This window comes from Salmonella sp. NW722 (genome assembly GCF_051702785.1).
GTDB classification, from domain to species: domain Bacteria; phylum Pseudomonadota; class Gammaproteobacteria; order Enterobacterales; family Enterobacteriaceae; genus Salmonella; species Salmonella enterica.
Genome location: NZ_JAMMIN010000010.1, coordinates 153126 through 166169 on the forward strand (window position 1 = coordinate 153126; position 13044 = coordinate 166169).

9 protein-coding genes and 1 pseudogene are annotated in these 13044 nt (G+C 55.2%); 4 read left to right on the top strand and 6 right to left on the bottom strand.

Translation table 11 applies throughout. The features are described from left to right. Nucleotides 1-10: 10 nt before the first annotated feature. Both NA330_RS21215 and NA330_RS21220 read left to right on the top strand, forming a co-directional pair. Nucleotides 11-1249, top strand: coding sequence for a serine hydroxymethyltransferase (locus NA330_RS21215; RefSeq protein ID WP_023242420.1), 1239 nt, complete (start codon nt 11-13; stop codon nt 1247-1249). After that, nucleotides 1246-2352, top strand: a complete 1107-nt coding sequence (locus tag NA330_RS21220) for an alanine racemase (RefSeq protein WP_023242421.1) — start codon at nt 1246-1248, stop codon at nt 2350-2352. The genes NA330_RS21215 and NA330_RS21220 overlap by 4 nt, the downstream gene beginning before the upstream one ends. Here the strand turns inward: NA330_RS21220 and NA330_RS21225 are convergent. Continuing rightward, nucleotides 2297-3778, bottom strand: a pseudogene (locus NA330_RS21225) (PLP-dependent aminotransferase family protein). The gene NA330_RS21220 and the pseudogene NA330_RS21225 sit on opposite strands and share 56 nt — an antisense overlap. 278 nt (nt 3779-4056) lie before the next feature. On the opposite strand from NA330_RS21225, the gene metF reads away from it, so the two are divergent. Further along, the gene (gene metF, locus NA330_RS21230) at nt 4057-4947 is read left to right on the top strand and encodes a methylenetetrahydrofolate reductase (protein ID WP_000007507.1); all 891 of its coding nucleotides are present in this window, start codon (nt 4057-4059) and stop codon (nt 4945-4947) included. A gap of 164 nt (nt 4948-5111) precedes the next feature. After that, nucleotides 5112-7292 carry a catalase/peroxidase HPI gene (katG, locus tag NA330_RS21235; protein WP_000108105.1) on the top strand — a complete coding sequence of 727 codons (2181 nt, stop codon included), beginning with the start codon at nt 5112-5114 and terminating at the stop codon, nt 7290-7292. A 57-nt stretch (nt 7293-7349) separates the two neighbouring features. On the opposite strand, the gene NA330_RS21240 is transcribed toward katG, so the two are convergent. The 5 genes from NA330_RS21240 to NA330_RS21260 form a co-directional block, all read right to left on the bottom strand. Continuing rightward, a complete protein-coding gene (locus NA330_RS21240; protein ID WP_000666688.1) occupies nt 7350-7973 on the bottom strand; it encodes a DUF1287 domain-containing protein in 624 nt (207 codons plus the stop codon). Nucleotides 7974-8231: 258 nt separating this feature from the next. Beyond that, complete coding sequence (gene gldA, locus NA330_RS21245; RefSeq protein ID WP_000374031.1) at nt 8232-9335, bottom strand: bifunctional L-1,2-propanediol dehydrogenase/glycerol dehydrogenase; 1104 nt, start codon at nt 9333-9335, stop codon at nt 8232-8234. 11 nt (nt 9336-9346) lie between these two features. After that, nucleotides 9347-10009, bottom strand: coding sequence for a fructose-6-phosphate aldolase (fsa, locus tag NA330_RS21250; protein ID WP_000424866.1), 663 nt, complete (start codon nt 10007-10009; stop codon nt 9347-9349). Nucleotides 10010-10263: 254 nt separating this feature from the next. Then, complete coding sequence (locus NA330_RS21255) at nt 10264-11100, bottom strand: helix-turn-helix transcriptional regulator (protein WP_000274595.1); 837 nt, start codon at nt 11098-11100, stop codon at nt 10264-10266. Between the two features lie 160 nt (nt 11101-11260). Continuing rightward, nucleotides 11261-12994 carry a phosphoethanolamine transferase CptA gene (locus NA330_RS21260; protein ID WP_023242422.1) on the bottom strand — a complete coding sequence of 578 codons (1734 nt, stop codon included), beginning with the start codon at nt 12992-12994 and terminating at the stop codon, nt 11261-11263. Between the last annotated feature and the right edge of the window lie 50 nt (nt 12995-13044).

The window sequence follows — 13044 nt, forward strand, 5'->3', positions numbered from 1 at the left end:
GGGGAACCGCATGATAAACAACGATCCGCTTTTTGATCTGCTTAACAAAGAGCAACAGCGCCAGCAGCACTCGCTGGAACTGATTGCCTCGGAGAATTTCGCCAGCCCTGCCGTTCTTGCGGCACAAGGGTCGGTGTTAACCAATAAATACGCCGAAGGTTATTACCAGCACCGCTACTACGGCGGCTGTAAGTTCATTGATGAGGTTGAGATGCTGGCGATAACCCGCGCGCAGCAACTTTTCGGCGCGCGTTACGTTAACGTGCAGCCTCACTCCGGCAGCCAGGCGAATCAGGCGGTATATCTGGCGCTGCTGAAACCCGGCGACAAAATTCTGGGCATGAGCCTGCAATGCGGCGGCCATCTCACTCACGGTTCGCCGGTCAATCAATCCGGCAAATGGTTTAACGCCTTTCACTATGGCGTCGATGCGCATAGCGGTCTTATTGATATGGATGAGGTTGAGACGATCGCGAAGCGTGAGCGCCCGCGGCTGATTATCGCCGGGGGATCGGCCTACCCACGACACTATGATTTTGCCCGCTTTCGCCGCATTGCCGATGCCGTCGGCGCGATACTGCTGGTAGATATGGCGCATTTTGCCGGGCTGGTGGCGGGCGGCTATTTCCCCTCGCCGCTGGCGTATGCTGATGTAATTACCACCACCACGCATAAAACGTTGCGCGGGCCGCGTGGCGGCATGATTCTGACCAACGACGCCCGGCTGGCGAAAAAAATCGACAGCGCCATCTTTCCCGGCTTGCAGGGCGGGCCGTTGATGCACGTTATCGCGGCTAAAGCGGTGGCGCTTGGCGAAGCGCTACAGCCTGAATTTAAACGTTACGCCGGGCAGGTAATCGAAAATGCGCAAGCGATGTGTCAGCAACTGGCGCAGCGCGGCCTGACGCTGTTAACGGGCGGTACCGACTGCCATCTGGGCATTATCGACCTGCGCCCGCAGGGGTTAACCGGCGCTCAGGTGGAATACTTTCTCGAACTGGCGGGGATCACGGTCAATAAAAACACGCTGCCAGGCGATCCGCAGCCGCCGTCGATTACCTCCGGGATTCGCATTGGCAGCGCAGCCTGCGCCACCCGCGGGATGAAAGCCGGTGATTTTGCGCTGATCGCGGACTGGATCAGTGAAATTATTTTTGCCATCAAGACGCCGAATATTACAGATATTTGCGCCGATATTCGGCAAAAAGTGACTAAATTAACCACTAACTATCCGTTGCCTTACCAATGATGAAACTTGCTGAAATTCAGGCGGCGTGCGGCGTTCTTTGTGTCGATCTCGCCGCTGTCGTTGACAATTATCAAACGCTGGCGCGCCATGTCGTCCCCGCGCAATGCGGCGCAGTACTGAAAGCCAACGGCTATGGCCTGGGGGCGGAGGCGATTGCGCCAGCCCTGTATGCGGCCAATTGCCGGATCTTTTTTGTCGCGCAACTTTCAGAAGGGGTGGCGCTACGTAAAATCCTGTCGGCTGACGCGATGGTGGTGTTGCTTAATGGCGTCATGCCGCAGGCGATGCCGTTTTGTTGCGCGCAACAGATCACGCCGTTGCTGAATTCTGTTGACCAGGTGATGGCGTGGCTGGCGCTACAGGAGGCGCGGTCGCAGCGGCGTCCGGTTTTGATCCAGCTTGATTCCGGCATGTCGCGGCTGGGGGTGACGCCGGAGCAACTGGCGCGGCTGGCCGCGATTTTTCGCCAGCGTGGCTGGGCTGCGCCAGACTATATCATCAGCCATCTGGCGAACGCCGACAGGCCGGATCATGCGTTAAATGTCTATCAGCATACGCTACTCCAGCAGGCAAAAAAGGCATTCCCAACCAGCCGTTATTCGCTGGCAAATTCCTGCGGTATGTTTCTGCATCCGGCCTGGCGGGAAGATCTCTGCCGTCCGGGCGTTGCGCTGTTCGGCGTCGCTCAGCCGTGGTTTTCAACGCCGTTAAAACCGGCATTTACGCTGACGCTGAGCATTCTGCGTGTGCAAGACGTGCCAGTTGGGACGCCGATTGGCTACGGCAGTACGGTTACTACTACTCGCCCGCTGCGTATCGCCACGGTATCCGCCGGATACGCTGATGGGATTCCACGTAATTTGCGTCCTCCGGCGGGCGTGTGCTGGCGCGGGGTTCGGTTACCGGTATTGGGGCGGGTTTGCATGGACAGCTTTATGGTGGACGCCAGCGCCATCATGCCAACGCCTGGCGATGTTGTGGAGTTTATTGGCGTGAGCCAGACGCTGGAAGAGGTTGCCGCCGCCTGCGATACCATCCCTTATGAGATTATGACCCGGCTTGGCGGGCGTTTTCGGCGCATAATGCAGCCCGCAGAAGCTTGACTCCATTTTCAATCTCGTAGGGGGTAAACGCGGCGAATCCCAGCAGCCAGCCCGTGGGCGCGGGGTGCGTCAGCCAGAACTGGCGCATCCCGGCGATGTTTAACCCGGCCCGCCGCGCGGCGTTAAGGGTCTGTTGTTCGTCAATACCTTCATGCAGCCAGCAGGGCATTTGTAATCCTCCGGGCGTCACGACCGGCGTCACCCAGTCACTAAGATGCTGATTGATGGCCTGCGCCAGGCACGCCTGCCGCACCGCGTACATACTGCGCATGGTGCGGATATGGGCGGCAAAATGGCCGGATGCGATAAATCGCGCCAGCGTCAATTGGGTCAACGCGGGCGTTGCGCCATCAAGCAAATTGCGCGCAGCGGCAAAATGCGCGGCCAGCGACGCAGGCACCACCAGATAACCAATGCGCAGACCGGGGTAGAGCGTTTTGCTGAAGGTGCCGACATACAGGGTGCGCTGCTCGCGATCTAACCCCTGCATACAGGCGACGGGCGCGCCGTTGTAGTGAAATTCACTGTCGTAGTCATCTTCGATAATCCAGGCATTATGCGTCCGCGCCCAGTCAATCAGGGCATGACGCCGCGCCAGAGAGAGCAAATGACCGGAGGGAAACTGGTGCGACGGCGTAACGTAAACCAGCGGCGCAGGCGGCAGTTTATCTACCTGAATACCGTCTCTATCGACTTCAATGGGAAGAAGGTTGAGCTGTGCGGCAGAGAATGCCTGACGTGCGCCGGGATAGCCTGGATTTTCCATTACCACCGACTGCCCGGCCTCTGCCAGCAGTTGCCCGCATAGCCAGAATGCCTGACGCGCGCCACTGACAATCACAATCTGCTGCGCGTCGACCTTCGCGCCGCGTTCAAAATTGAGATAATGAGCAATTTGCTGGCGCAGTTCCGGCTCTCCCTGCGGATCGCCATGCAGCATTAGCGTATGCGCCCGCTCTCGCTGGATCTGGCGGGCAAAATTCTGCCAAATGGTTTGCGGGAAGTTTCGCGTTTCCGCAAGGCCGAGCGTAAACGTCTGTACCCGGCGGGCATCGAAAGATACGGCGCGATCGGCAATCGTCTGCCAGCGGGCGCTAAGTGTGGGCGTCTGACGAGGCGATGGCGGCAGGTTGTGCTGCCCCTGAATATGCGGAATCCCCTAGCGGCTGGCGAAACTCCCGGCCCCTTGCTTGCGGGTCATAAAGCCGTCGCGCTGAAGCTGGGAATAGGCATTTTCAACCGTATCTCTGGACAGGCGAAGCCGCTGCGCCAGCGCGCGAGCGGACGGCAGTTTTGCGCCATCGACCAGCGCGCCGGAAATGACCAACTGACGAAAAGCGTGGTACAGGCGCAGATGCAGCGGCAGGTTACGCCACACTTGCGCGTCGATCATGATATGTATCGACTCGAAATTCGCTGTGTTCATCTTCTGGTTCCCCCGTCCCTGCGTCGCCAAAGCCGTTGAATCATATCATTTACGCCTTATTTTTTATGTGTTGAAGAACACCCGGAACCGTATGAAGAAGGTATTGCTCAAGATGATGGAGAATGAAGTTTTTTCAACTTTGCTGAATATTCCTCATTCTTTGGCGTGATTTTTCAGTTGACGTCCTTCCGCTTTTCCGTCATTTTTACATCTGGACGTCTAAACGGATAGATGTTTACAGCACAACAAATAATAACATGCGATTGATGAGGTAAGGTATGAGCTTTTTTCACGCCAACCAGCGGGAAGCCCTGAATCAGAGCCTGGCGGAAGTACAGGGTCAGATTAACGTTTCGTTTGAATTTTTCCCGCCGCGCACCAGTGAAATGGAGCAAACCCTGTGGAACTCCATCGATCGCCTGAGCAGTCTGAAACCGAAGTTTGTTTCGGTAACGTATGGCGCCAACTCCGGGGAACGCGACCGCACCCATAGCGTTATTAAAGGCATTAAAGAGCGTACTGGGCTTGAGGCCGCGCCGCACCTTACCTGTATTGACGCCACGCGCGATGAACTGCGCACCATCGCCCGCGACTACTGGAATAACGGTATCCGCCACATTGTCGCTTTGCGCGGCGATTTGCCGCCGGGCAGCGGTAAGCCGGAGATGTACGCCGCCGATCTGGTTGGTTTGCTCAAAGAGGTGGCCGATTTCGATATTTCAGTAGCGGCCTATCCGGAGGTACATCCGGAAGCGAAAAGCGCGCAGGCCGATCTGCTTAATCTGAAGCGTAAAGTGGATGCTGGCGCTAACCGCGCGATAACCCAATTTTTCTTCGATGTGGAAAGCTACCTGCGTTTTCGTGACCGCTGTGTTTCCGCCGGTATCGACGTAGAAATTATTCCCGGCATTTTACCGGTGTCTAACTTTAAACAGGCGAAAAAATTTGCCGATATGACCAATGTCCGCATTCCGTCCTGGATGTCGCTGATGTTTGAGGGGCTGGATGATGACGCAGAAACCCGCAAGCTGGTGGGCGCTAACATTGCGATGGACATGGTGAAAATTTTAAGCCGTGAAGGAGTGAAGGATTTCCACTTCTACACGTTGAATCGTGCGGAAATGAGTTATGCCATTTGCCACACGCTGGGCGTAAGACCGGGTTTATAACCTCCAGCTCCCTGCCGGGAGCTTTATTACACCTCATATTGATCTACATCTCTGTAACTAAAAATATAAAAGGTATTAGCTATCGAATCTGTGGATTAATTCAACTATATCTATTTGCTCCTGGTGTATATCGTAACGGTAACACTTTAAAAGGGAGCTGAGATATGAGCACGACCGACGATACCCATAACACGTTATCCACTGGAAAATGTCCTTTCCATCAGGGGGGGCATGACCGAAGCGCAGGCGCAGGGACAGCCAGCCGCGACTGGTGGCCGAACCAGCTTCGTGTGGATCTTTTGAATCAACATTCCAACCGTTCTAACCCGCTGGGTGAAGACTTTGACTACCGCAAAGAGTTTAGCAAGTTAGACTACTCCGCCCTGAAAGGGGATCTCAAGGCGCTGCTGACCGATTCACAACCGTGGTGGCCCGCCGACTGGGGCAGCTATGTCGGTTTGTTTATTCGTATGGCCTGGCATGGCGCTGGCACCTACCGTTCTATTGATGGTCGTGGCGGCGCGGGTCGTGGTCAACAGCGTTTTGCGCCGCTTAACTCCTGGCCGGATAACGTCAGCCTGGATAAGGCGCGTCGTTTGTTGTGGCCGATTAAGCAGAAATATGGCCAGAAAATTTCCTGGGCCGACCTGTTTATTCTGGCGGGTAACGTGGCGCTGGAAAACTCCGGCTTCCGTACCTTCGGTTTCGGCGCCGGGCGTGAAGATGTCTGGGAACCGGATCTGGATGTGAACTGGGGCGATGAAAAAGCCTGGTTGACTCACCGACACCCTGAAGCGCTGGCAAAAGCGCCGCTGGGCGCGACCGAGATGGGCCTTATCTACGTTAACCCGGAAGGGCCGGATCACAGCGGCGAACCACTTTCTGCCGCCGCCGCTATTCGCGCTACCTTTGGCAATATGGGGATGAACGACGAAGAAACCGTGGCGTTGATCGCTGGCGGGCATACCCTCGGTAAAACCCACGGCGCGGCAGCGGCATCCCATGTAGGGGCCGATCCGGAAGCCGCGCCGATTGAAGCGCAGGGCTTAGGTTGGGCCAGCAGCTATGGTAGCGGCGTTGGCGCGGATGCTATCACCTCCGGGCTGGAAGTGGTCTGGACGCAGACGCCGACCCAGTGGAGCAACTATTTCTTCGAGAACCTGTTCAAATATGAGTGGGTACAAACCCGTAGTCCGGCTGGCGCTATCCAGTTTGAAGCGGTAGACGCGCCGGATATCATCCCGGACCCGTTCGATCCGTCGAAAAAACGTAAGCCAACCATGCTGGTCACCGACCTGACGCTGCGTTTTGATCCGGAGTTCGAGAAGATTTCCCGTCGTTTCCTTAACGATCCGCAGGCCTTTAATGAAGCCTTTGCTCGTGCCTGGTTCAAACTGACGCACAGAGATATGGGACCAAAAGCGCGTTACATCGGACCGGAAGTGCCGAAAGAAGATCTGATCTGGCAGGACCCGTTGCCGCAACCGCTCTATCAGCCAACGCAGGAAGACATTATCAACCTGAAAGCGGCGATCGCTGCATCCGGGCTTTCTATTAGCGAGATGGTTTCGGTTGCCTGGGCATCCGCGTCTACTTTCCGCGGCGGCGATAAGCGTGGCGGCGCTAACGGCGCGCGTCTGGCATTGGCGCCTCAGCGCGACTGGGATGTCAACGCCGTTGCGGCTCGCGTTCTGCCGGTATTAGAAGAGATCCAGAAAACGACGAATAAAGCCTCGCTGGCCGATATTATTGTGCTGGCGGGCGTGGTCGGTATCGAGCAGGCGGCCGCTGCTGCGGGTGTCAGCATCAGCGTACCTTTTGCGCCGGGCCGGGTGGATGCGCGTCAGGATCAGACCGACATCGAGATGTTCTCGCTGCTTGAACCGATTGCCGATGGATTCCGTAACTATCGTGCGCGTCTGGATGTGTCGACGACCGAATCGCTGTTGATTGATAAAGCGCAGCAGTTAACGTTGACCGCACCGGAAATGACGGTACTGGTTGGCGGGATGCGTGTGCTGGGAACCAACTTTGACGGCAGCCAGAACGGTGTCTTTACTGACAGACCGGGCGTGCTCAGCACTGACTTCTTCGCTAATCTGCTGGATATGCGTTACGAGTGGAAACCGACCGACGAATCTAATGAGCTGTTCGAAGGCCGGGATCGTCTGACTGGCGAGGTGAAATACACGGCGACCCGCGCCGATCTGGTGTTTGGTTCCAACTCCGTACTGCGCGCGCTGGCGGAAGTTTACGCGTGTAGCGATGCGCACGAGAAGTTTGTGAAGGACTTCGTCGCGGCATGGGTGAAAGTGATGAACCTGGACCGTTTCGATCTGCAATAATCTGATGGGTTAATTCGTCAGCGGCTGCTATTCGGTAGTCGCTGACGTTTTCCGCGTTTAATGCGAAAAATAACGAAAATGCCCCGTGACTTTCCAGTTAAATAATACATCTTCCTCCTGTGCTCCCGCGCCTATGTTATGCACAACCAGCGGCACCCCTTCAGGCGTGACGTTCAGGGATACCACGCCAATATGCGCAAGGCCGTTATCCAGTCGCCAGGAGACAATATCTCCCGGTTGATAATCGCTATATTTATCTGTCACCGGTAACGCTTTGTTGTGACGCTGGAACCAGGTTTCCAGATTCGGAACGCGGCGATGGTCGATATTGCTGTCCGGGCGTTTCAGCTTCCAGTTATTCGGGTAGGCAGAGAAATGCGCCTGCATGTCTTCATGTACCCGTTTCTGTAAATCAACCTGCTGACTGCGCAGCGCGCGGATGACGACATCTGCACATACGCCACGCTCCAGCGGAAGATCGCCATTCGGATAATCCAGACGAACATAGGCAGCATCATAAAATAGCGTCTTACCTATTTGCGTCCCGGCACTTTGGGCGATTGCAGCATTAGTTTGCGCCTGAACGGTTATTGGTCTGGTATCAGAGCGTGGCGAATGATGAGAGATATGGCTAATAAAAAAAGCAGCAAGAATACCGATAAGCGCCTGTGCGAATTTCATCTTCTTCGTCCGTGAAGTGTGTCAGTACGTCATTTGACTTTCCGCGGAGAGAATGGTGCGTGACAAAAAAGTCTATTTCAGGACAAAATGGACTGATTCCAGGCTATGGAATACCTGATGATGGAGCTTCGCTTACCCGGCCTGGATGATTGGATAACAAGGCCAGATAAGGCGCCTGTGTCGATATTCAGCAAATGAATTCTGTTGTGTCAGCAAGCTGAAATACTCCTGACTATCGTCAGGAGTATTGCTCAGACCTTATTCCCATTCCTGCAAGAAGCGTTGACCGTACTGGTCGGCGACCAGCAGCGCGGCGTACACTTCATCCGGCGTTGCGCCGCCAGGCATGTTATGAATAGTTTCACCTTCTGCGCAGGAGGCTTCCGCGACGGTGCGCATTTTGGCCGGGATATCCTGTTTAATATCCAGTTGCGCCAGCGTAATCGGCAGGCCAACGGAATGGCACAGCGCCGCAACGGTTTCGATTTCTTCGACCGGCGCGTTTTCCAGCACCAGTTGCGTCAGCGTACCGAAAGCGACCTTCTCACCGTGATAATAGTGGTGCGCATCCGGAATCGCCGTTAAACCGTTATGAATCGCGTGCGCTGCGGCCAGACCGCCGCTTTCAAAACCGACCCCGCTCAGGTAGGTGTTGGCTTCGATGACGCGCTCCAGCGCTGGCGTGACGACGTGCTGTTCGGCGGCCAACATGGCTTTTTCGCCTTCTTCGATCAGCGTGTTATAGCATAGCTCCGCCAGCGCCAGCGCGGCCTGTGTACACTTGCCGCCCGCCATTGTGGTGGCGCCGCTGCGTGAGCAGGCGCGCGCTTCAAACCAGGTCGCCAGCGCATCGCCGATACCGGCTGCCAGCAGACGCGCCGGCGCGCCCGCCACTATCTGCGTATCGACAATGACCATATTCGGGTTATGCGGCAGCAGCAGATAACGGTCAAACTCACCGGCATCGGTATAAATAACCGAGAGCGCGCTGCACGGTGCGTCGGTAGAGGCGATGGTCGGCGCGATAGCGACCGGGACGTTCATAAAATGCGCCAGCGCTTTGGCGGTATCCAGCGTTTTACCGCCGCCGATACCCAGTACGGCGCCACACTGACTTTTTTCGGCGACGGCGCGCAGCCTGTCGATCTCATTTTGCGAACATTCGCCGCCAAACGGGGCGATTTCTACTGACAAACCGGCATCCGTCAGGCTTTTGCGCAGAGTCTCTTCGGCAAATCCCAGCACGAATTTATCGCCCACAACCAGCCAGTTGTTCGCCATTGGTTTTAAATAATCGCCAAGACGCGCGATGACGTTTGCACCCTGAATATACTTACCTGGTGACTGAATAATGCGATCCATACATTTCTCTCCTACAGGTTCAGATTACCAAAAGCGTTTTTCCAGTCTTGCTCAAACTTCTCTATTGCTGACTCTACCGCAGGCGTATTGAGCATTTGTTGCGCTACATCTAAAGGAAGGGTAATCGCCTGGCAACCTGCCAGTAAGCAATCCAGCGCCTGCCGCGGCGTTTTAAAGCTGGCCGCCAGCACCATGCTGTCGGGCGCGTGATGTTCCAGTAGCGTTTGCAGCTCCTGAACCATACGAATGCCATCGCCGCCCTGCGCATCAACGCGGTTGACGTAGGGAGCGACATATTTTGCGCCCGCCAGCGCCGCCAGCAGGCCCTGCGACGCGCTGTAGACGGCGGTGCCCAGCGTCACGATGCCTTCTTTTTTCAGCAATTTAATCGCTGCAAGACCTTCGGCGGTCACCGGAATTTTCACCACAATGCCGGGGATGGCGTTATTCAGTCGTTTGGCTTCTTCCACCATCCCTTTCGCGTCGCGGCTCATGGTCTGCGCAAATAAAGTGCCTTCTTCGCCGATGGCGTTTTGCAGCCTGGGCAGCACATCCCAGATAGATTCTTTGCTGGCTGCCACAATGCTTGGATTGGTGGTGACGCCGGCAATCGGGAAAATGCGCGCCAGACGTTCAACTTCCGCCACGTTAGCGGTATCCAGATAGAGTTCCATAGTCTTTCTCTTCGTGAGTTTTCGTTATGGACAGGATAAAGGAGCGTGCCCCGGATGCGCTATGTGACAAATCTGCCAAAAACTGGACAAATGTGATGCTCTTGGTAAAGTGTGATTTACTTCACAAGTTGGTGATGATTAACGTATAACGTGCTGTTGTATGCCATGTGGGGGAGTGAGGTTTTTGCATTGATATTACAATAATCCAGTAAATGCGCGTTTTATCTACTGTATTCTCTTTACTGGCGTGTGGATTATTTCTCCGTTAGCTGGCTGTGATACTGGCGGCGATACTCCGACGGCGAACGTTCCGTATTTTTGCGAAACAGGCGGCAGAAATAGTTACTGTCGACAAAGCCGCAGCGGTGCGCCACCTCTTTCACTTTCAGGTCATAGCCCTTCAGCAACGTTTTGGCGTGTTCCAGTCGCGTATGGTTCAGGTATTCGTTAAAGCCGATGGCCCCCGTTTTCTGGAACAGGTGCGAGAGGTAATTTGGCGAGATATAAAACGCCTGTGCTACCGATTCACGCGTCAACGGCGCGGCGTAGCGTTCATCAATATACTCCCGAATGGCTTCAAAAAGCGCGCGGCTGCGGGAGGCGGTCTGGATTTGGCTGCCGAGCAGATCGCGGCAATGGCTTAGTAGGCTGGCGACAATCAATCTGGCCGTTTGCTGCTCTTGCGGCTGCATCTGCATCTCATTAAGCGTTTGTAACAGGAAAGAGCCGATACGCGGGCCACGGCGCGCAACGTGCTGTTTCGTGAGGTTTTGATGCTGCTGACCGTCCCAGTGGACCACGCTGAAACCTAACTGCTGTTTGCCAAACAGAATGCTCAGGGTGGTGACGGGCGTTTGCCATTGCGGGATGTTCCAGCCGCCAGCCGGAACGTAGAGAACATCGCAAGGAATGAGCGGGGCGGTAATGCTCATGTCAGTAAGCTCGCCCTCCAGCACAATCTCCAGCCGCGGAAAATCCACCTGGTACGCCAGTTCCGGCGCTGGGCCGCTGGCGCTGGCAAAATAAATCTGGCGCAGCGGCAGCGGGCCGTTGATGAGACGGGAGAGAAGGTGGCTGACGTCGTGATACATGATAATCCCCTGCCGATCGCAAACAGAGGAAACAGTAACGTCGAAAACCGATGTCCTCAAGCGATTATTGCCGGATGGCGGCGCTTTGCGCCTTATCCGGACTACGGGAGAGAAGCACGCCAGGCCCGATAAGCGTTAGCGTTATCGGGCAGCATACAGGCTATTGATTGCCGACCTGATCGCCATACGGCAACGTATCATAATCAATCAGCGCGTTTTTCTTATACGGGTTGCCAATCCAGCGCGTGGTCTCTTTGAACTGCGGGTTGGTGATGGAACGCGTCGGGTCGTAGCCATCATAGGTCAGGCCCGCTAAGTCCGACCAGGTATGGATAAGCTCGGAACTGCTGTACTTACGATCGACATCCTGTGAGAAGTCGCGCGGATGCGCTGCCTGCCATTTCTCTGAGGTCCACAGCAGGAACGGCACCGTATACATATGACGGGTTGGCGAATCTTCGTTTCGTCCCTGCGTCTTATGCGGCGGCGTGTCATACACTTCTTCACCGTGATCGGAGAAGTAGAGCAGGAAACCGTTCGGATCGGTCGCTTTATAGTCCTTAATCAGGCTGGCGACAACATAGTCGTTATACAGGTTCGCGTTGTCGTAATCGTTATACGATTCCAGTTTGTCGCTGCTTAATCCCGGTGGAACATGGTCGGTTTTACCATCAAACTTGCCCTGGTTTTCTGGATAGCGGAACTTGTATTTAATGTGCGTTCCCAGCAGATGCACAATAATGAATTTTTTCGGCGCCGGGTCGGCTAACACCGCTTTAAACGGCGCCAGCACGTTGCTGTCATATTCGCGTGCGCTTTGAGTGCGCTGCTGGTTCATATAGAACTGCTTATCAGTCTGCTTAGAGAACACGGTCAGCATGGTATTACGCGCCGTCATCGTCTGCTGGTTAGTGATCCAGAAGGTTTTATACCCGGCCTGTTTCATCATATTCATCAGCGATGGCTTCGTCAGATACCAGTCCGGGTTCTTTTCGTCCGCGAACGTTAGCGCCTGTTGCAGAATCTCAATGGTGTACGGTCGCGAAGTTACCACGTTATTAAACACGGTCAGCCCGGGGTCGGTTTTATGCAGCGCGTCCAGTTCCGGCGTGGTTTCGCGCGGATAACCGTACAGACTCATACGGCCACGCTGGGTCGATTCGCCAATCACCAGTACCAGCGTGCGCGGCGCATCGCCGGAGTGGTCTTTGAAGTTAGCCAGCGGCGGCAGGGCATCGTTTTCATTCAGCAGTTTATTCAGCGAGGCGAGCTGTAAACGGTACTGATAGTAGCCAGTAATAAATTGCCACGGCGCGGCGGGTTCCATTCGTGACGCCAGGCTATCCAGCGTTTTCTCCATCGACTTATGCTTGATAAAGGTATTCATCGCGATGGGATGGAGGATCAGCCCGTACAGCAGGGCAAACGACACCAGATAGCGCCAGGGGGATGGAATATAAACCGGGCGCAGACGTGTCCACAGCAGAATCGCCGCTACCGTATAAGCCAGGGCGACAAGAACAATTTTCAGACTGAAATATTGGCTTAAATATTCGCTGGCTTCATTGGCGTTGGTTTCAAACATCACAAACAGCACGCTTTGCGAGAACTCCTGCCCGTAGATTACGTAATAGCTCAGCGCCGCCAGCGAGGCGGCCCAGAGTACGACGCCAATAACGGCAGCAATAACCCGGATGCGGCCTGGAAACAGAAAGACCGGGATCAGCCACAGTGAGCTGTACAGTAGCGAATCCCGCAGACCGTTTGTCCCACTGTATCCGGTGAGATAAATAATGGCCTGCAGGAGGGTGGAAAAGAACCAAAAGTAGAGCAGTGCCCAGCCCAGGGCTTTCCAGCTAAACGCGGGTTTAGTCTGGAGTAATGTGGATTGCATAATGAGAGCCTGTCTTTAATCGTAGCGCCAAACGTAACGCCTGAACCTTA